Here is a 19596-nt window from a genome sequence, read left to right on the forward strand (position 1 = left end):
AGAGGTGGACCTCCCTTTGCCTCCTGGGGTAACCCGGCTGGGGCGGGTCGCCGGAGGTTGGGCGCGGACGGACGCCAACCGTCAGAATATCCCACCTCGACGGACCCTCGACGCGCGTTACGCGAGTCGCCAAGATCATCCGCTACCTTGAGCTGGAGACCGCCAGGGCGCGAACAGGACAGCCGCCATCGACGCGCCCGGTGACGGCTTGGCCGACACGGTGGCTCCCGATCTCGCCGATACGGCCGGGACGAAGCCGTCGCGATGGCGTTCGAGGCCGGCCTCGACCTGCTCGTCTTCGCCAACCAGCAGACATACGCCCCGGCCATCGTCGAGGACACGGTCGACAACGTCGTAAACCTGGTCCACGCCGGACGCATCACCGAGGCGCGGATCGACCAGTCCGTTGCGCGCGTCGACGCCCTGCGCCCGAAGAGCTGACACCTCGTACTCAGGTACAGCCTGCCGGCACAGGATCCAAAATGGATCCGCGTCCACAGTGGCCGAGCAACCGCTTCGTCCGGGTCCTCGAATGTCACGACGACAATGGGTCGGCCCCGCGCCGAGCCAGCTCTCGATTGTCCGCACCCGGCCTTCGTCGCCGGCGGCGGGCGAAGGGGGTGGTACCGCGCGGCTTGTAAATGGCCAGCGCGGTCGCCGCCAGAAGCAAGGCCAGCGCCAGCACCGAGTGGATCGTTGGTGAGGCGCCCATGGCGCCGAGCTCGTCGCGGGTCAACGTCGTGCGCGCCGCCGCGTCCGCCAGGCTGGCCAGGGTCTGGGTGTACATCAGCAGCACGAGCACCGCGCCGACGTTGATAGCGAGCTTGAACAGCACCCAGTAGTGCCGCACCAGACCCCACATAGTGCCCAACGGCTGGACCAACCCGCTGGCCAGCGATGCGACGGCAAACGGCAGCAGCACGTACCAGGCGGCCGGCTCCATCACCAGATACGCCGACCGCACGACCTGCAAATCCCGGCTGACCATCGCCAACACTGCCAGGACGAGGAAGACGACGACCGCACCGAGCCACCCGACCGACGTGCTGACATGCACGGTGAGGGCGAACCGGCGCACCCGCGGCGACATCATCCGTGTCCCCCGGCCGGTGGCGCGTGGCCGCCACCGCTGACTCCAACGTCAGGGCTGGAGCCGCCGTCTGGGCTATGTTGGCTCGGCCCGTGCCCGGTCAACAGCATCACGACCAAGAGCGCCACGACCAGCCCGGCGATCGCCCCGGTCACCTTCACCCAGCGCGGTGTACCGGTGGCTCCGGCCCGGTCGCGGGATGGTGCCCGCCGTGAGCCCGGTGAATCAGACATGGATTCCCCCTTGCATCGACATCAGACGCCACAATTTTTACGATACACGGTGTCGCTGCCAAGCCATGATGTCGCGATGATGTCGTCGCGTATGATGGACAGGTGCCGAGGTTGTGGGACGCGACGATCGAGGCGCACCGCTCGCAGGTGCGCGACGCGATCCTGGAGACCACGTCGGCGCTGGTTGCCGAGCGTGGGCTGCTGGCCGTGACGATGTCGCAAATCGCCGAGGCGACCGGGATCGGCCGGGCCACGCTGTACAAGTACTTCCCGGACGTGCCAACGATCCTGCTCGCCTGGCACGAACGGCAGATCACCGCCCACCTCGCCCAGCTCACCCAGATCCGGGACCAAGTCGGGGACCCCGATGCGCGACTGGAGGCGGTCCTGGCCGCCTACACGACGCTGTCCCAGCACGGACACGGCCAGGACGACAGCATCATCGGGTTACTGCACCGAGACGAACACGTCGCCCACGCCCAGCAGCAGGTCCACAACATGATCCGCGAGTTACTCGCCGAGGCCGCCGCCGCAGGGCACGCGCGTGATGACGTGCCGCCGGAGGAATTGGCGACCTACTGCCTACACGCCCTCAGCGCGGCCCGCAGGCTGCCCACACCCGAGGCCATCGGCCGCCTCGTCATGCTGACCGTGGCGGCGGTGCGCCGGCCAGGCTAAGGCCGTCTCAAATGGCGAGTTTGTTGAGGCGGCGGTAGGTCAGTAGGGCGCAGGCGAGGTCGGCGAAGGCCTGGAAGTGGTCGGCCTTGCGGTCGTAGCGGCGTACGAGTCGGCGGTTGCGCAGCAGCCAGTTCAGGCAGGCCTCGACGAAACCGGGCCAGGCCGCGTCGGCTTACGCCGCGGCCGAGCTGCTCGACAATGGCGTGCCCGAGCTGCCCTCGAGTCATTCGGCCGGTGCCTGCGGTGCACCGGCGCCGCCGGGTACGAGAAGGCTGCCCACGTTGGTGGTGAAGACAAACGCGTTCTCGAAGGCGCCGGCCCAGTCACCTTGGCTTACCGCGCGGGTCGGTGAATGCTGCGACCGGCCATGGCGCGGTCATCGGTGTGCTTGATTCCGGCCGTCGCTGGTGGCCCGCAGCAGAACCCCCTTTGACGTGGTCCACGTCGGGTGCGCAGCAGGCTCAGGCGTTGGCCGGTGCGCTCGATCAGCCCGGCACACGTGACCGTGTCAGCGTGGCGCGTGGTCCGGCAATGGTGACGAGGGCCAGCGCCACTTCGCCACCAGCGGCCGCGTGCACCATCTCGGAGCCATTGTGGCGTTGTACGGCCGCGGGACGGCCGTACAACGCCACGTTCTGTCGCGGGCCTACGGGGTGTTGATCCATGCCTGTGTGGAACCGGTGACGGGGTAGACAGCCAGGTAGTCGGCTCGGCCGTCGCCGTTGACGTCGGCGAAGCGGATCCGGGTGGCGTGCTCGCCGACGCCGCTGGCGGCTGTGCCAACCGGGTTCCAGATGTAGCTGTCGTCGCCCGGCTGCGCGCCGCCGTTGAGCCAGGCCTGGGCGGAGCCGTCGGGGTTGAGGTTGATGTAGTCGGCTCGGCCGTCACCGTCTAGGTCGGCGAAGCGGACCTGGGGGCCGGGTACGTTGACGCCGTTGGCGATCTTGCCTTGCGTATGCCAGACGTAGCTGTCGTCGCCTATCTGTGGGCCGCCGTTGAGCCAGGCGTGGACCGAGCTGCCGGGGTTGACATTGATGTAGTCGGCCCTGCGGTCGCCGTTGAGGTCGGCGAAGCGGATCTGGTGGCCGGGCGCGCCGACGCCGTTGGCGATCCTGCCCTGCGAGTACCAGCGCCACTGGCCCGGGCCGACGCTGATGTTGATCCAGGCGTCTACGGTGCCGTCGGGGTTCACGTTGAGGTAGTCGGCCTTGCCGTCGCCGTCGATGTCGGCGAAGCGGATCTGGCTGCCGGGTTCGCCGACGCCGTTGGCGATGGCGCCCTGCAGTTGCCAGACGAAGCTGTCATCGCCTGGCTGCGCGCCGCCGTTGAGCCAGCCTCCGACCGAACCGTCGGCGTTGATCGAGAGGTAGTCGGGGTCGTGGTCGCCGTCGATGTCGGCGTACTCGATCCGGCCGCTGCCCCCGGTGGTGATGGTGCCCATCGGGTCCCAGAAGTAACTGCCGGTCTGCGCCTGCGCGCCGCCGTTCCGCCATGCCTGCGCGGTGCCGGTCACCGCGTCCACATCGACGTAGTCGGCCCTGCGGTCGCCGTTGAGGTCGGTGAGGTGGATCCGGCTGCTGGCGGATCCGACGCCGTTGGCGATCCTGCCTTGTGGAATCCAGGCGTAGCTGTCGTCGTGCGCCTGCGGGCCGGCATTGACCCACGCCCGCACGGATCCGTCCGGTGCGACGTCGAGGTAGTCGGCCCGGCCGTCGGCGTTGAGGTCGGCGAAGCGGATTCGGCTACCGGGCGCGTCGACGCCGTTGGCGACCGTGCCGACCGGGATCCAGGGCCAGCCGCCGATGTTGATTGGGCCGGCGAGCCAGGCCTGTACCGAGCCGTCGGGTCTGACGTTGAGGTAGTCGGGCCGCCCGTCGCCGTCGATGTCGGCGAGCTGGATCTGGCTGCCGGATTCGCCGACGCCGGACGCGATCTGTCCCTGGGAGTTCCAGATGTAGTGGCCCTGGGCGTTGGTGCCGCCGTTGAGGTAGGCGGCCACCGAGCCGTCGGGATTGATCCGCGCCATGTCGGCTCGGCCGTCGGCGTTGAGGTCGGCGACCTGCCACTGTAGTGCCGGTGCGTACGGGGTGCCGTTGCCGCCGTGTGCGTCCCAGGCGATCGCTCCGTCCGGGCCGACGCCGTTGTTAACCCACACGCGTACCGAGCCGTCGGAGTGACTGACGAGGTAGTCGGCCCGTCCGTCGCCGTTGACGTCGCCAAAACGAACCTTGTCGGTGAACATGGACAGGCTGCCCGGGTAGCCGCCCGCGGTGAACGGCCCGTTGGCGATCACACCCGCGGAGGTCCAGCCCCTGGGCGGACCGCCGCCGATCAACGGCGGTGTGATCCATCCGGCGCTCGCCACGGCGAGGACACCCCGAAGGAACGCCGCCGCCATCTTGCGGTAGCCGGCGTCGCTGGGGTGCAGGTAGTCGGCCAGATCGGCGGTCGTCACCGCGCTCATCCGGACCGGCAGCACATGTTTGCCGGAGGCCCGCAGCTGGTCCACCCGGCTCAGCAGCGCCGTGTTGTAGGCGTTGATCCGCGCCTGGGTGGTGGCGTTGCTGGACGGCACGAGCGTGGAGACCAGCAGTGTCACCCCGGGGGCGCCCCGGAAGATCTGGTCGATCAGGCTGGTGAGCCTGTCGATCGCGCCGGACGGGTCGACGTCGCGGTTCATGTCGTTGGTGCCGATGTGCAGCAGCACCACATTGGGCCGGTAGGTGGCCAGCGCCGAGTCGGTGATGTTGGCGATGTCCTCGATCAGCCAGCTCGGATGCCCCTCGCTGGCATTGGGCGCCGGACCCGAGTGCTCGAATGCGCATCCTGCAAGCACTGTTCGACGCCGACCCGCTGACCACGGGACAGCTACGGGAACGCTTGCCGGACATCCCGCCGGCCACCATGTACCGGCACATCGCCGTGCTGGTCGACGCGGGCGTGCTGGAGGTGGTCGACGAGCGGCGAGTACGCGGCACGGTGGAGCGCAGCTACCGGGTACACCAGGACCAGGGCGCAATCGACCCCGCCGCCCGGGAAGCGATGACCCGTGACGATCACCGGCGGGCGTACACCACGTTCGCGGCGTCACTCATGGGCGACTTCGACCGCTACCTCGCCCACCCCGACGCCGACCCCCACCGCGACGGCCTGGTCTACCGGCAGGCCGCGGTCTGGCTCACCGACGACGAGTTCACCGCGATGGTCGCCGAGATCGAACACGCCGTCGTCAGCCGGATCGGCAACACGCGCGATGGCGGCCGTACCCGCCGCGTCGTCAGCCTCGTCGTCGTACCGGACACGCCATTGACCCCACCTGGGCCAGCCACAGCCACCCGGCCCCCGACCGGCTGAACCCGCACCGCTCGGCCACACCGGATCACACGTTCGACAGGGGTGCGGCACAGAGTCGTAGCCAGCCGGTCGCGGTACTCGGCGGCGGACGGGTTCTCGGTAGATAAGCCTTCAGTTCCACGCGAGGCGTGATGAGGTCGCTCAGCTTGTGACTCAATGGACAAACGAGCTGGGGCTATGGCTGGCATACGAGACACTGGCCCCCGCCTTCGGCAACGCGCTGGCAGCGGAGGGGCAACTCTCGGGCAAGCTCCAAATCCCTGACTCGGTTGGGCGGATTGTTTTGAGCCTCTATCCGATCAGCATGGATGCGACGAGTGTCGGCGAGGGTGGTGACTGCGGACAGTACCTCGATCGGGCATGCTGACATCGCGGGTGAGGTCCTCGAAGGTGTCTGGGAGCGTAGAGAACTCCATGATCACCTAGGCGACCTCGCCCGCCCCGAACACCCTCCACAGGGGCCATTCAGCCCACAAACCCGCAGATCAGACCGCCGCACCCGAACGCAACGGCCCTGGCGGTGCCCTGGCCGCTAGGTGACAGGGGTGGGGCGGGCCGCGGTTGTAACCAGTACGACGCGACGTCGAGTCAGGCGAGAAGGCTCCGGCGGGGCAGTCAGGCTCCGGGATGGTGGAAGATCACCACACCCGGCGCGTCTCAGCCAAGAATGTCCAATCAGGACATCCCGCTACCAGCCCGACAACCACCGCTGTGTATTTGGCGAGCTCCCATCGCAGGGGAGTACTTGCAGGCCGCCGGCGAAACTGTCTGACAGACACCGGCCGGTGTGCCTGTTCGACAGAATCCTCCCACTCAACGTTTGGCGATGATCCCACAGTTGAGTGTTTTGCGTGACATCGTGGCAGGGGAGTGCTTGCAGGCCGCCGGCGAAACTGTCCTGCAGACACCGATTGGTGTGTCTATTCCGAAACCAAAACGGCTGATTGTCTCCCACCGCCCAGATATCCTGCCACAATTGTGTGTACGGCCGGCTCTCATCGCAGGGGAGTACCTGCAGGCCGCCGGCGAAGCTGTCCGACAGACACCGGTCGGTGTGTGCGTTCCACTTGACCTCGCCTAGCCCCCATGGGCCCGCCTGTGCAGGCGGCGAACCCACCAGGAGACTGGCTAGGATCGCCAAAACCAGTGCGGCCGTCCATCGCCAAGGGTTTCGGAAAAGCACCGTGCGTGGACCTGTCGCGCGGTGCTCCTGGTTGACCAGCTTCATTGTCCTCCCTCGTCTGTGTGGCTCGCCCGCCGTGTGTCAAAGCCTTAGAACCTTCTACTACCGGTTGCCTTGATCGAGGCGTAGCCAACGACTGGACGATGTTGACCGTACCGTCGCCATCCGCGTCGAGGCATCATCGTTGACCAATAGTTGCGCCACCAGTGCCATACGCTGAACGGCTCTTGACCCATCGGCTGGTTGATGCCGCACTGCGGTATCCGTCGGTGGCACGGTGGGGCTACAGAGGTTGAATGGTCAGGGTTAGACCACGGCTGGTGCGGCGTGTCGTCGTGACGGTGGCCGGTCGATGGCGTATCTGGTTCGGGTGCGTTATCCCGATGGTGGTGGGCTGACGGCCGATGGCCGCGCCCGGCGTGAGGCGGTCCGGTTGCAGGCGGCGGTGCGCGCGTTGGATGAGGGACCAGCCGCGCATGGCTACATCGAGGACCAGCGCTGGACCCTGGCCCGGGTGGCGGAGCTGATCGTCCGGCTGTTCCGGCAGCGGTTCACCCTCCGCGGGGTGTCGCTGTTGTTGCACCGCATCGGTTTCAGCCCGCAAATACCGAGGCATCGGCCGGTCGAACGGGACGAGGCGGCGATCACGACCTGGCGGCGGGGGGTGTGGCCGCAGGCAAAATGATGGCGGCCGAGCGTGGGGCGTGGATCTGCTTCGAGGACGAGGCCGGTCACACGCTTCGGCCGCCAAAGGCACGAACCTGGGCGCGACGCGGCCAGACACCGGTGATTCCCGTGTCCGGCATGGGATCCGGCCGGATCTCGGTGGCCGGTCTGGTCTGCGTCAAGCCCGGACAACGCACACGCCTGCTCTATCGGATCAAGGTCCATCGCCGCCATAAAGGCGAACGATCCAGCTTCGCCGAAACCGATTACGTCGCCCTGCTCGATGCCGCCCACCAGTACCTCAAGGCGCCGATCGTCCTCGTCTGGGACAACCTCAACACCCACATCAGCGCCGCGATGCGCGAACTGGCCGACAGCCGGGACTGGCTCCACGTGATCCAGCTGCCCGCCTACGCCCCGGACCTCAACCCCACCGAGGGCGTCTGGTCACACGTCAAACGCAGCCTCGGCAACCTCGCCGTGACCGGCGTGGACCAGCTCGCCGCCGTGGTGAAGAACCGGCTCAAACGCATCCAGTACCGCCCCCGACCTGCTAACCAGCTTCCTCACCCACACCGGCCTGAGCCTCGACCCCGAACCGCCGTAACCCTGACCAGTGACGAGGGCGGCCCGGTAACCGGTCACGGATGGCGATGCTCACTGACGAGCGCAGCCCTCGGAGGGCCTGACGAGGGTTGGCCGGGGGCTCACGCGATCTGGCGGAGGTCGTTGCCGTAGTCGAAGATGATCCGTGGCCGGGCGCCCAACGCCCGCGCGTGTCGGCTCAGAGGTGGCGACTTCGTTGACGTCCAGGTCGCCGCAGCCGAGATCGCCGTTTTGTGCCACCCTGAGCCCGTCAGTCGAGGCCGCCTCGGGCGGGTAGGGCTGAGCCGGGTGCCGCCGACAGCCATCCGGTGGTGGTGGCGACCACGGGCAGTCCGAAGAGGAGGATCGCGAGGTTGGCGACAGGTATGTCGTGAAGCGCGTCGAGGTCGGTGCGGAAGACCGCGAGCAGCGCCAGGTGGGCGCCGGCGACGCCGAGCAGGGCACCCAGCGCAGCCAGCGTGCCGGATGTCGCTGCGGTGACGGTGCGCCGGACCCGCCGGGTGGCACCGCTGGCGGCCAGGATGCGCATGTCGCGGACGGACTCGCCGCGGATCAGACCGACCGTGCCGGCGAGCACGCCTAGGGCCAGCAGCACCCCGGCCACGGTCGCACCGGCCCGTAGGGTCGCCGCGGACGCCTGTTCCCGCCGGAACTCGACCGTGAGGCCGGCGTCGGCGGCGATGGCCCGTACCCGATCGATGTCGTCGGGGTTGATCGTGTTTCGGCCTTGCACGAACCAGCCGACACGCGCTGGTCGCCACCCGTTGCGGGCGATCACCGCCGGCGTGAGCAGCGCGGTCGGCGTCGACGAGTAGCCCAGGTTGGGCAGCGCCGCGATGGTGGGGTACACGCCGCGGGCCGGGATGTTGACCAGCTCGATCTCGCCGGTGTGCGTGGTCAGCAGGTCGACGCCCGCGGGCGGCGCGGCGAGGCCGTAGATCCGCAGCAGCTCGGGCGTGGCGACGTAGGCGCTGTAGCTGCTCAATACCCCGTCTGGCAATCGGTCGTCGGCGATGCCGAGCTCCACGGCCGGGTGCCCGCCGTTGACGCCGGGCTCGGTGTAGGCCGCGACCACCGCCATGTCGAGCGGGGTGAGCGCGGCCCCGCCGATCGTGTCGGCGATCTCGCCCGCCGCCGACTCGAACGCGGCGAGCTGTGCGGGCGTGTGGTCCGGGACCACCGGCGCGGGCTCCCCGATGCGCACCATCAGCTGGCTGCCGGCGAGGTTTCCGAGGGCGGCGGCGCGCCGGGCGGTGCGTTCCGCGGCGGCGGACCCGACGACCAGTGCGGCGGCGATCGCGAGGGTGAGGCTGATCGCCGCGAGCGCGGCGGCCGATCGTCCCTGGTAGCGGACGAGGTCGGTGAGCGCGAGCCGCACCGGGACCGGCGCCGTCGCCCGCCCGGCGGCGAGCATCCGCAGCGCCAGTGGACCGATCAGCAACAGGCCCGCCGCGACCGCGAGCGCGCCGCCGATCACGGGGACCGGGCGTGCGCCGCCAGCGGAGAAGGCCAGCGCCACGACGCCCGCCGCGAGAAGGGCCACTGCCAGCGCCGCGGACCGGCGGGCCGGTCGCGGACGTGGCGGGCGCGCGGACAGTGCGCTCATCACCGGGGTATGGGCGACGACGCGCGCCGGCCACCAGGCGGCGGCCGTCGCGGTGAGCACCGCGAGGGCCATGCCCGCACCGACGAACTGCCACGGCACGTCGAACCGGTCGATCCGGTGCCCGGCAGCCGTCTCGACCCGACCGGCGAGCGCCAACCAGATACCGAGCCCCACGGTCGAGCCGGCGACCGCGGCGGCGACCCCGACCGCCGCGCCGTTGGCGAGCATGACCAGCCGCAGCTGCCGCGGCGTCGCGCCGATCGCGGCGAGCATCCCGAGCTGGCGTTGCCGGCGCTGGGCGATGACGATGAAGCCGGCGGCGGCGACGAGCGAGACCAGCAGCAGGCCGATCGCCGCGACGGCGAGGGCGAGCACGGCCAGCACCGCGCGGGATTCCGACGGTCGTGACTCACGAACGACGACACCGTCGAGCGTCGCGCGGAATGCCTCCAGGTCGGCGCGGCTGCCGGGGACGAAAACGGTTACCGACTGCGGTGGATCGGCCGTCGGGGCGTCGACCAGGGCGAACTCGTCATCCAGGTCGGCCGGGTTCTCGACCAGCCCGACGACCTCACGGTCGCGGCCGTCGAGCACGACCCGACCGCCGACCGCGGCATGCAGGGTGCGCGCGACCTCGTCGGTGAGCGCCACCTCACCGGATGCCGTGGGATAGCGACCCCGCTGGAGGGCGAGCATCGGCGCGCTGTATACACCGGCCGGGTGCTGCGCGCGGACGTCGATCGGGTCGAACAGCCCGGGCACCGGCACATAGCGGTGCCCCACCGTCTCGACAGTGTCGTAGTAACCGGCGACCGCGTCCAACCGGGCGCGCAACCTGGCCGGGTCGGCGCCGTCGAAGGTGAGCAGGTGGGACGCCGTGCCGAAGCGCGCGTCGCTGGACGGCGCCGACTGGTAGACAGCCGTGACCGCGAACGCCGAGCCGGCCACCACGACGCCGAGCAGCACCAGCACCAGCAGTTGGCGGCGCCACTCGCGGCGGAACATGCGCAACGCCCAACGGACCATGGCCCGGCGGGCCGGCAGCCCGCCACCGGCGCCCCTGCGGACCGGGCGGTCGAGGGTCGCGGTCACCGGCTGAGGTCCTTGTCCAGCAGCACTTCGGGGCCGCTTGGCGGCGCTGTCTCGTCGACCACGCGGCCGTCGCGGATGAAGATCACCCGGTCGGCCCAGGATGCCAGCTGCGCGTCGTGGGTGACGACAACGCCGGCGATGCCACGCTTGCAGGCGGCGCGCAGGATACGCATGACGGCCTCGCCGTTCATCGAGTCGAGCGCGCCGGTGGGTTCGTCGGCCAGGAGCAGCTGGCGGTCGCCGACCACGGCGCGCGCGATCGCGACCCGCTGGCGTTCGCCGCCGGACAGGTCGTCGGGGAAGTGCCCGGCTCGGTCGGCGAGCCCGAGGTCGTCGAGCGTACGGACGGCGTGGGCGTGCGCCGCCCGGCGACCGACGCCGTCGAGCTCGAGCGGCAGCGCCACGTTCTCCGTGGCCGACAGCCCCGGCAGCAGGTTGAAGTCCTGGAAGACGAAGCCGATGCTGCGCCGTCGCAACTGGGCGCGCGCGTTGGCCGACAGCCCGGCGGCGCCGACGCCGCCGATCAGCACCTCGCCCTCGCTCGGCTCCTCCAGCGTCCCCGCGATGGTCAGCAGAGTGCTCTTCCCCGAGCCGCTCGGACCCATCACGGCGACCAGCTCGCCGGCGTCTACCCGCAGGTCGGCGGCGTGCAGCGCATGTACCGCGGACGGACCCGAACCGTAGACCTTTGCCACCTTCCGCAGCTCCAGCACGGTGGTCATGCGCGCACCTGCGCCGGATCCGGCGCCGGCACGCCCGGCCGTGGCGCGGCGGCGCGTGGCAGCTTCGCCAGGCGTACGCCCGCCGCGTCGAGCCAGCGCACCAACCCTTCCAGCCGGAACAGCTCGGCGTCGACGACCAGAGCGAGCCCGATGTCGTCGGCTGGCGCGTCGGCCTTCAGATGGGTGTAGTGCTGCATCGCCTCAATCAGTTGCCGGCGGTGGGTCTGGATCAGGTCGTGGACGTCGACGCCCGGCATGCGCACGGCGACCTGGACCTTGATGACCAGCTCGTCACGGGGTGGGGTGGTGGCGTCGGGCGGCGTGCGCAGCCACCGGTCGAGCTCGGTCGCGCCGCCGTCGGTGATGCGGTAGCGCTTCTTCGCGCCGTCGGAGCCGGCGTCGTCGGACTCGACCCAGCCTTCGCGCTCGAGCCGCTGCAACGTCGTGTAAACCTGCCCGACGTTGAGGGGCCACACGTCACCGGTGCGCGACTCGAACTCCTGGCGCAACCGCAGGCCGTATTCCGGCCCCTCCGTCAACAGCGCGAGCAGCGCGTGACGCACGCTCACCGAACATCACCCAAGGTAATCATACTGGGTATAATACCGAGTATTATTGTTGTGGCAAGACCTCTGGTGCCTATCGTCGCGGTCGAGGGAAATGACGGACGGCCACCCGGGTGGGTATTCCGGACCGGTAAACCTGCCAGGCCGCGGGGACGTCGTCGTCTCACCGGCCCTGCGCGGCCTGCTCGCCGTAACACCGGCCGATGCCCTCGCCGCCCGATGCCCGGCGACGATGTTCATCGTCGCGCTCTGGTTGTGGCCCGACGGGTTTTGCAGGCGACGCTGCGGGACCCGAAACGTTTCGGGGGAGAGGCTGACAGCATCGCTTGCGGCTGACTACGATTTCACGGACGGGCAGGCGTTCCGCACCAACTGCCCGCACCAAGCCAGCGGCGAACTCGCCGGCACACATAGTCGACGTCATGACCGCGATCCAGGACTCGGCCGAGCACGGCGCCTTCAGGGACGTCACGTCGACCTTCACCCGATTGGACCCACTGTCCGGGCAACACTGAGACGGGGCGCCCCGCCGTCCTCGTTGGAGGCGGGGCGTAGTCCGGCGAAGGCGATGGCGAGGATCCGTTCCTGGAGGTGTGCGCCTCGGCACTCACCCACGGACCGTGCCGGCCGGGGGTTGTGAACCGCGGACGGTGAGGCTGCGGGAGCAACGGTCCGGACCACCGCGGACATCGCGGCAGCTCAAATCTCTGGAATAGATCGTCTAAGTGCCGCGACCGAGTAACGGTCCGAGCGCCTGGGCGGCCAGTGCGACGCCACGGGTGTTGAGGCGGGCGTGGTTTCCTGCGGAGCTTGCCATCCAGCGTGCCGACGCGTTGGTCCGAGCGCCGGCGGCGTTCCGTAAGCATGGCGTCTATCTGTCCGTGCATGATCTGAAGGCAGCATGACGGACGCCGACGGGGTCCTTATGGGCCGCGCAGATCTGGAGCGCGCCTTCACCGCTCTGGGTGAGCGGCTGGCCCGTCGTCGCGTCGTTGCGGATCTGTTGCTGTCGGGCGGCGACGAGCGTCGCCGCCGCCTCGCCTGGTGCGCCGCTGGCGAGCTTACGTAGTAGGTCGAGTCCATATTCGACGGTGGCCTCCGTGCTGGCGTGCGGGAAGTCTCGCAGGGTGGTGAGCGTCTGCCGCAGCGCCGTACCGGTGGACCTGTCGGTGCCCCAGATGTCGAGGGCTGCGCCCAGGAGGCGGGGGAGCGGCAGCGAGGCGGTGCGCTGGTTCGCCAACAGCTTCGTGGTCGCCGTCGTGTCCACAGTGGTCTCGGTCGCGGTGGGCACGACCGCCGGCGGCGCGCGCCGTGGAGCACACACCGCGCCGCGCCAGGTTGTGCTGGTCCATGGCCAGGAAGACGGACCAGCGCTGGCCGGAGGTCCCGTCGCACAAGCCAAAAGACTCGAAGCTGACCGAAATCATCTGAAGATCCAGAGTTCATCCGGCTTTGCCCGCGCCGGCGCGTGTGGGCCGGGGCGGGGTGTGGAACCGCAGAGGGGTGGGGCGCGGGAGCAGCGGCCCGACCACAAACCCCCAAAAGGATCTCTAGCGCCGTGGACCTACAGTGCTGCCCGTGACGAATGGCTTCGCACTGGGTGTGGACTTCGGCACCTCGAACACGGCGGCGGTACTGCGCTGGCCGGACGGCATCGTCAAACCTTTGCTCTTCGACGGCTCGGAGTTGCTGCCCTCGGCTGTCTGTTTCACTGGCACGCCACCGTTGTTGGCTGGCCGGGACGCGATCAACGCCGCCCGGGTGCATCCGGAGGGGTTCGAGCCAAACCCGAAACGCTGCATCGACGACGGTGTGGTGCAGTTGGCGGGCGCCGAGCGGCCGGTCGTCGACCTGATCTCGGCGGTGCTGACCCGGGTCGCCACCGAAGCGAGGCGGGTAGCCGGCGCTGCACCGGAGTCGACAACGCTGACCTGTCCGTCCGGGTGGGGATCTCAGCGGCGCGACGTCCTGGCGTCTGCCGCGTCAGCCGCCGGGTTGGGCCGCCCTAGCCTTATCGCCGAGCCGGTCGCTGCGGCCAGCTACTTCGTGGAGATTGCCGGCGGGCGGATGCCGGTCGGGTCGTCGCTTGTGGTCTACGACTTCGGGGCCGGTACCTTCGACGCATCTGTGGTGCAGCGCACGCCCGACGGGTTCCGGGTGCTCGCCGAGCGTGGCTTGGACAACGTTGGTGGGCTCGACGTCGACGCCGCTATCGTGGCCCACTTGGGCGCCAGCTATGCCCGCCGGAATCAGCAGCTGTGGCAGCGACTGACCCTCCCATCCACCAGCGCCGACCGGCGGGCGGCGCGGCAGCTGTGGGACGACGTACGGGCCGCGAAGGAGCAGCTCTCCCGCACTGCCGCGGTCACCGTCCACATTCCGCTCTTCGACGAGGCCGCTACGCTCGGCCGCGAGCAGCTCGAACAGCTGGCGACGCCGGTCATCGACCGTACTGTGCGGGCGACTCGGGCCGCGATCAGAGATGCCGGCGTCGAGAGCGCCACGATCGCCGGGTTGTTTCTGGTCGGCGGCTCCTCCAGGATCCCGCTCGCCGCGACCCTGCTGCACCGCACGCTGGGCATCGCACCAACGGTCATCGACCGCCCCGAGCTTGTGGTGGCTGAAGGCAGCCTGTACACCGCGCTGGAAGCTGCCCCCGCGCCGGAAGCCGCCCCCGCGCCGCTAACCCAGCCCGCGTCGCTAACCCAGCCCGCGTCGCCCCCGCCCCGAAGGCCGCAGCACCCAAAGCCGCGGCTCCGGAAGCCACCGCGCCAGCAAAGGCAGCCAAGGTGCCGGCGCGTCCACCGGTACCCGGAAGGAAGAGGAATCGGCGGCGAGCCGTGGCGGTCGTCGCGGCGGTGATCGTCGCGGTGCTCGCCATCTCCATGTCGATCAACTACTTCGGTCCTGACGGTGAGCCCGGCCCGGGACCGACCGGCGCGCTCGACGGTCCGGTCGACGACCTCGTCAACTGCGTTCCGCTGAACCTGGTTTCCTCCGACGAGAAGACCCCCACGCTGCACGAGCTGGCTGAGCGGTACCGGAACTCCGGTCGAGGGATCGACGGCCGGTGCGTGGACGTAAATGTGGTGACCGGCCACTCCGGAACTGTCGGCGACGCGCTGGCGGCTGGCGGCAAATGGGATGTGCAGGACGTACCCCAGCCGGACGTCTGGTCCCCGTCCTCCAGCGTCTGGATCGAGCGGCTGCGCAGTCTGATCCAGGCGCGGCCAGGCGAGGTACGGCTGCCGGACTCCGCCAAGGTGCCCTCGGTGACCCGTACCCCGGTGGTGATCGCGATGCCCGAGCCGATGGCCCGGGCGCTCGGCTGGCCGGAGGCGAAGATCGGCTGGCAGGACCTTGTGGCGCTGGCGAAGGACCCGGCGGGCTGGGGGGCCAAGGGGCACCCGGAGTGGGGCTCGTTCAAGCTCGGCAAGACCAACCCGCACTCCTCCACCACCGGGCTGCACGCGATGGTGGCGACCGTCTCCGCACTGCTGGGCGGCGTGCCGCTGACCGTGGAGGCGCTGGGCGACCCCCGCGTGATCGAGGACGCCAGGGCGCTGGAGACCGCCGCCGTGCACTACGGCGCCAGCGTCTCGCCGTTCATCCAGAACCTTTACAAGTACCAGGCTGAGAGCGAGGACCAGGGCCTGTCGTATGTCAGCGCCATCGCCCTCGAGGAGCAGGTGGTCTGGCAGTACAACCGGGGTCAGCTTGTCGGGGTGCAGGATCCGAAGCCACCGCCGCGCACCAAGCTCGCGGCGATCTATCCGCACGAGGGCACCATGCTCTCGGACAATCCGTACGCGATCCTGGATGCGCCATGGGTCGACGCCACGAAGCGGCGGGCAGCGGAGGCGTTCCTCGGCTACCTCCATGAGCCGGAGCAGAAAGCGCTCTTCCTGGACGCCGGCTTCCGCGACGAGGAGGACAAGGCCGGGGAGGAGCTGAAGAAGGATCCGGGTCTGATCGCCGAGCCTGGATACAAGCAGGTGCCGGCGCCGGACACCGCGGTGACCGAGGCGGTGCGCGAGCTGTGGGACAGGGTACGCAAACCGGCCAGTGTTCTCATCGTGATCGATGTTTCTGGATCGATGAAGAACACTGTCGAGGGCGCCGGCAAGTCCCGGCTGCGCCTCGCCCAGGAGGCGGCGCGTCCGGCGGTCGACAGTCTCGCCCGCACCGACGAGGTCGGCCTGTGGGCGTTCAGCAGCCCGCTCGGTGACGACCGGGATCCGTGGCGTGTACCGGTGCCACTCGGGCCGGTGACTGGCAACGCCACCCGCTACAAGACCGAGGTGGACAAGCTACGCGCCGAAGGCGACACCGCGCTGTACGCCACCACCCGCGCCGCCGTGAACGCCTTGAGAGAACGATCCAGCGCCGACCGGATCAACGGGGTGGTGCTGCTCAGCGACGGGGCGAACCGGTACATCCGCGACAACGACCTGAAGCAGCTGCTCACGGATCTGGACCCGGAGAACACCGACAATCCGGTGCGGGTCTTTACGATCGCGTACGGGGATGAGTCCGACGAGGCGACACTGACCGGCATCGCGCAGGCGTCGCGTGGCGTGGCGTACAACGCCCGCGACCCCCGCGCGATCCGGGCGGTGATCCAGGACGTGCTCTCCAACTTCTGAGGCTCTACTGCCCGGCAGGCACTGGCGCCGTTAACTCGGGCGGGGTGAACGCGTCTGCAGCACGTACTGACTGAACTCCCAAACTGATTGGCGGGCTTTATGTACGGGCGCTTGAGCTCGCGCGCACCGCGGTGGGTTCACTGTCATGCCGCAATTCGGGCTCTGCGCGCCCGGAAAGCTCCGCGTCGGCGCGTCGGCTGACGACGGTTCCAGAGCCGCGGGTGTAGCTGCGACTGCTTGACGGGATCGAGCGTCGTCGTCCGGGGCTGGGAGGTTGAAGGTCTGTGGGGTCCTCAACCCGGCGGTGCCCTGCATGGGCCGGTCGCTGGCGGTGACCAACCCGGGCGAGTTCCGGGCCGAAGACTGGTTCGGCCCGCGCGGGCTGGAGCTGTCGCGTTTGCCCGGTCGCGCGTGCATCGAGGAGATGGCTGGGGTGCCGCGGGCGTCATCAACCCGGCGGCGGCGGTCGACACGCTCACATCGCTCTTCGCGGACGACGAGGTGCCGGTGGCCCGTTGCCCGGAGGCCGCACCGGGTCGCCAGGGCCGATCACTTCATCGTTCTCGCGGCGGCCGCGTCCCAGGTGCTCACCTGGGGCGAGGAGGTGTTATGAACGCCTGGTCGATGAGCTCGCTGCCCGCGGCAAGGCGCGCGGAACGCTTCGTCCCCCACTCGCCCAGCGGGCGCAGGGCCTCGTTGAGCGACTTACCGTCTTCGGTCAGCGAATACTCGACGCGGGGCGGGACCTCGCGGTAGACCTCGCGGTGGATCAGCCCATCCTCCTCCATCTCGCGAAGGTGTTGGATGAGCATCTTCTCGCTGACGCCCGGCAGCCCGCGCCTGAGCTCGCCGAAGCGGCGGGTGCCGTAGTTGTTTAGCTCCCACAGGATCAGCGACTTCCACTTTCCGGAAACCACGTCCATCGCGGCGTCGATCCCGCAGATGTACGGCCCGCGCCTGGTACTCGACGTCATCGGACCTCCCAGGTCAAGCCCATCCTTACCAGAAGGTAAGTATTGAACAAATTAGTAGGTACTTGTCGACACGAATGTACCCGCCAGAGGATAGCGATCGGCGCGCCACCACTTCACGAGCGAGGCGAAGGAATATCCAATGACCACCAGCACCACGTTCCTGGGACTGGGAGCGATGGGCAGTGCGCTCGCGGCGGCAGCTCTCGACGCCGGACGGCCCACCGTCGTGTGGAACCGCACCCCGCGCCGGGCACCGGCCCTCGGCGAGCGCGGCGCCACTGTCGCCGGCAGCGTCGAGGAGGCGGTCGCTGGCGACGGCGTGATCGTCGCCTGCCTGTTGGACCACCGGTCGGTACAGGGCGTGCTCGATCCGGTCGCCGGCAACCTGTCCGGACGTACCGTGATCAACCTGACCACCACCACGCCCAACGAGTCGCGGGAGCTCGCCGCGTGGGCCGCCGAGCGGGGCATCACCTTCCTCGATGGCGCGATCCTGGCCGTACCGGAGATGATCGGCGGCGCTGGTTCGGTGATCTTCTACAGCGGCTCGGCGACCGCCTTCGAGCAGCACTCGGCACTGCTCGACCGCTGGGGTGAGAGCACGTACCTCGGGCCGGACGCCGGCATGGCCTCGCTCTACGACATGGCGATGCTCACCGGCATGTACACGATGTTCGCCGGCTTCATGCACGGCGCGGCGATGGTCGGCACCGCGGGCGTGCCGGCGACCGAGTTCGCCGAGCGGCAAGCGGCCTTCCTGGCCGCCATGACCGGTGGGCTCGCCGGCTTGGCCGCCGTCATCGACGCCAAGGACTACACCGGCAAGGGCCAGCAGAGCCTGCGGTTCACGGAGACAGCGCTCGCCGCGCTGATGCGGGCTAGCAGCGACGCGGGCGTCGACGCCAAGGTGCTGAAGCCCGTACACGACATCGTCCGCCGGCAGATCGCCGGGGGTTCGGCGACGAGGGCACCGCCCGCATTTTCGAGGAACTGAGGAGCACCCGATGAGCGCCACCAACGACCTCGCACCGGTCACGGTCATCGGCCTCGGCCCGATGGGACGAGCGATGGCCGCCGCCCTGATGCGGGCCGGGCACCCGGTCACGGTGTGGAACCGGACGCCGGGTCGCGCTGACGGCCTCGTCGCCCAAGGAGCCACGCGGGCGGCCTCGCCCGCGGCCGCTGTCGCCGGCAGCGACCTGATCGTCCTCAGCCTCACCGACTACCCGGCGATGCACGACATCCTCGGCCCGGTCGTGGGTCTCCTCGCCGGCAAGGTCCTGGTGAACCTCAGCTCCGACACGCCAGACGCATCTCGCCAGGCAGCGGAGTGGGCCGGCAAACACGGCGCGGCCTTCGTCACGGGTGGGGTGATGGTGCCCGCTCCCGCGGTCGGCGGGCCGGGTGCGTACGTCTTCTACAGCGGACCCCAGGACGTCTTCGCGTTGCACGAGCCGGCGCTGAAGGTGATCGGCGAGCCCAAGTACCTCGGCGCCGATCCCGGGCTTGCCCAGCTCTTCTACCAGGCTCATCTCGACGTCTTCCTCACCGCCCTGTCCAGCCTCCTGCACGCCACAGCGCTCGTCACGGCGGCCGGCGTGCCGGCGGCCGAGTTCCTTCCCGGCGCACTGGACACCCTCACCGGCATCCCGGCGATGATCGGCGACGGGCTGGAGCTGGCCCGCGAGCTGGAGGCCGGCGAACACCCGGGCGACCTCAGCACGGCACTGATGATGGGCGCAACCGCCGACCACATCCTGCGGACCAGTACGCAGGCCGGCGTCGACATCGAGCTGCCCACGGCGGTCAAGTCACACTACGACCGGACGATCGCCGCCGGCCACGGCACGAAAAACTGGACGGCTCTCTACGAGGTGATCAAGGCCGGCAGGTAGGTCAGCAGCCCAGCGCCGGCCTTCCGCCAACCACGGGAGGCGCAGGCCGCTCCCGCTCGGCGCCACCCGTAGCCGGGTGCCGCCGAGCGGGAACAGCTGCTCACGGTCGCCCTGACGCTGCTGATCCCGCTCTACGTGCTGCTCAACGAGGTTGGGCTGGAGAACTCGCTGGTCAGAGACGACCCGTCGTCGCGGAAGGTGAAGACGGAGTCGCAGGCACATGCAGCATGCCGACAGCCAAACTGGTGGCGGTCCGGTCGGGTGCGGGGTCGATGCGCGCCTTGG

The 19596-nt window shown here is 69.4% G+C and carries 15 protein-coding genes and 1 pseudogene; 9 read left to right on the forward strand and 7 right to left on the reverse strand.

What is annotated here, in order from left to right; genetic code table 11:
* Positions 1-249: 249 nt before the first annotated feature.
* Positions 250-441: pseudogene (locus tag Pflav_RS06500) on the forward strand (glycoside hydrolase family 3 N-terminal domain-containing protein); the annotation flags it as partial.
* 94 nt (positions 442-535) lie between these two features.
* On the opposite strand, the gene Pflav_RS06505 reads toward Pflav_RS06500, so the two are convergent.
* Positions 536-1090 carry a DUF2269 domain-containing protein gene (locus tag Pflav_RS06505; RefSeq protein ID WP_173042266.1) on the reverse strand — a complete coding sequence of 185 codons (555 nt, stop codon included), beginning with the start codon at positions 1088-1090 and terminating at the stop codon, positions 536-538.
* Between the two features lie 335 nt (positions 1091-1425).
* Here Pflav_RS06505 and Pflav_RS06510 point away from each other — a divergent pair, with 335 nt between their 5' ends.
* The gene (locus Pflav_RS06510) at positions 1426-2001 is read left to right on the forward strand and encodes a TetR/AcrR family transcriptional regulator (protein ID WP_173034507.1); all 576 of its coding nucleotides are present in this window, start codon (positions 1426-1428) and stop codon (positions 1999-2001) included.
* Between the two features lie 646 nt (positions 2002-2647).
* Here Pflav_RS06510 and Pflav_RS06520 read toward each other — a convergent pair.
* Positions 2648-4837: an FG-GAP-like repeat-containing protein gene (locus tag Pflav_RS06520; RefSeq protein WP_173034509.1), complete on the reverse strand. Its 2190-nt coding sequence runs from the start codon at positions 4835-4837 to the stop codon at positions 2648-2650.
* On the opposite strand from Pflav_RS06520, the gene Pflav_RS06525 reads away from it, so the two are divergent.
* The 3 genes from Pflav_RS06525 (at position 4819) to Pflav_RS06535 (ending at position 7942) form a co-directional block, all read left to right on the forward strand.
* Complete coding sequence (locus Pflav_RS06525; RefSeq protein WP_173034511.1) at positions 4819-5355, forward strand: helix-turn-helix domain-containing protein; 537 nt, start codon at positions 4819-4821, stop codon at positions 5353-5355. The genes Pflav_RS06520 and Pflav_RS06525 overlap by 19 nt on opposite strands.
* Positions 5356-6890: 1535 nt before the next feature.
* Positions 6891-7223, forward strand: a complete 333-nt coding sequence (locus Pflav_RS06530; RefSeq protein ID WP_173034513.1) for a helix-turn-helix domain-containing protein — start codon at positions 6891-6893, stop codon at positions 7221-7223.
* Positions 7220-7942, forward strand: coding sequence for a transposase (locus Pflav_RS06535; RefSeq protein ID WP_232071030.1), 723 nt, complete (start codon positions 7220-7222; stop codon positions 7940-7942). Before Pflav_RS06530 ends, Pflav_RS06535 begins: the two co-directional genes overlap by 4 nt.
* Positions 7943-8060: 118 nt before the next feature.
* Here the strand turns inward: Pflav_RS06535 and Pflav_RS06540 are convergent, their stop codons facing one another.
* The 4 genes from Pflav_RS06540 to Pflav_RS06555 all read right to left on the reverse strand — a co-directional run bounded on the left by Pflav_RS06540 (position 8061) and on the right by Pflav_RS06555 (position 13087).
* Positions 8061-10508, reverse strand: coding sequence for an FtsX-like permease family protein (locus Pflav_RS06540; protein ID WP_173034515.1), 2448 nt, complete (start codon positions 10506-10508; stop codon positions 8061-8063).
* Positions 10505-11230, reverse strand: a complete 726-nt coding sequence (locus tag Pflav_RS06545) for an ABC transporter ATP-binding protein (RefSeq protein ID WP_173034517.1) — start codon at positions 11228-11230, stop codon at positions 10505-10507. Before Pflav_RS06545 ends, Pflav_RS06540 begins: the two co-directional genes overlap by 4 nt.
* The gene (locus Pflav_RS06550; protein ID WP_173034519.1) at positions 11227-11799 is read right to left on the reverse strand and encodes a PadR family transcriptional regulator; all 573 of its coding nucleotides are present in this window, start codon (positions 11797-11799) and stop codon (positions 11227-11229) included. Before Pflav_RS06550 ends, Pflav_RS06545 begins: the two co-directional genes overlap by 4 nt.
* A gap of 868 nt (positions 11800-12667) precedes the next feature.
* Complete coding sequence (locus tag Pflav_RS06555; RefSeq protein ID WP_173034521.1) at positions 12668-13087, reverse strand: hypothetical protein; 420 nt, start codon at positions 13085-13087, stop codon at positions 12668-12670.
* Positions 13088-13374: 287 nt separating this feature from the next.
* Here Pflav_RS06555 and Pflav_RS06560 point away from each other — a divergent pair, with 287 nt between their 5' ends.
* Both Pflav_RS06560 and Pflav_RS06565 read left to right on the forward strand, forming a co-directional pair.
* Entirely contained in the window at positions 13375-14658 is a 1284-nt protein-coding gene (locus Pflav_RS06560) for an Hsp70 family protein (protein ID WP_232071031.1), read from the forward strand.
* On the forward strand, positions 14637-16442 hold the full coding sequence (locus tag Pflav_RS06565; protein WP_173034523.1) for a substrate-binding and VWA domain-containing protein: 1806 nt from the start codon (positions 14637-14639) through the stop codon (positions 16440-16442). Before Pflav_RS06560 ends, Pflav_RS06565 begins: the two co-directional genes overlap by 22 nt.
* A gap of 587 nt (positions 16443-17029) precedes the next feature.
* Here the strand turns inward: Pflav_RS06565 and Pflav_RS06570 are convergent.
* Positions 17030-17416 (reverse strand): winged helix-turn-helix transcriptional regulator, encoded by a 387-nt coding sequence (locus tag Pflav_RS06570; RefSeq protein ID WP_173034524.1) that lies wholly within the window; start codon positions 17414-17416, stop codon positions 17030-17032.
* Positions 17417-17555: 139 nt separating this feature from the next.
* On the opposite strand from Pflav_RS06570, the gene Pflav_RS06575 reads away from it, so the two are divergent.
* Both Pflav_RS06575 and Pflav_RS06580 read left to right on the forward strand, forming a co-directional pair.
* A complete protein-coding gene (locus tag Pflav_RS06575; RefSeq protein ID WP_197938108.1) occupies positions 17556-18410 on the forward strand; it encodes an NAD(P)-dependent oxidoreductase in 855 nt (284 codons plus the stop codon).
* Positions 18411-18420: 10 nt separating this feature from the next.
* A complete protein-coding gene (locus tag Pflav_RS06580) occupies positions 18421-19311 on the forward strand; it encodes an NAD(P)-dependent oxidoreductase (protein ID WP_173034526.1) in 891 nt (296 codons plus the stop codon).
* The last annotated feature ends 285 nt before the right edge of the window (positions 19312-19596 follow it).

The organism is Phytohabitans flavus (assembly GCF_011764545.1).
In the GTDB taxonomy this organism is placed as follows: domain Bacteria; phylum Actinomycetota; class Actinomycetes; order Mycobacteriales; family Micromonosporaceae; genus Phytohabitans; species Phytohabitans flavus.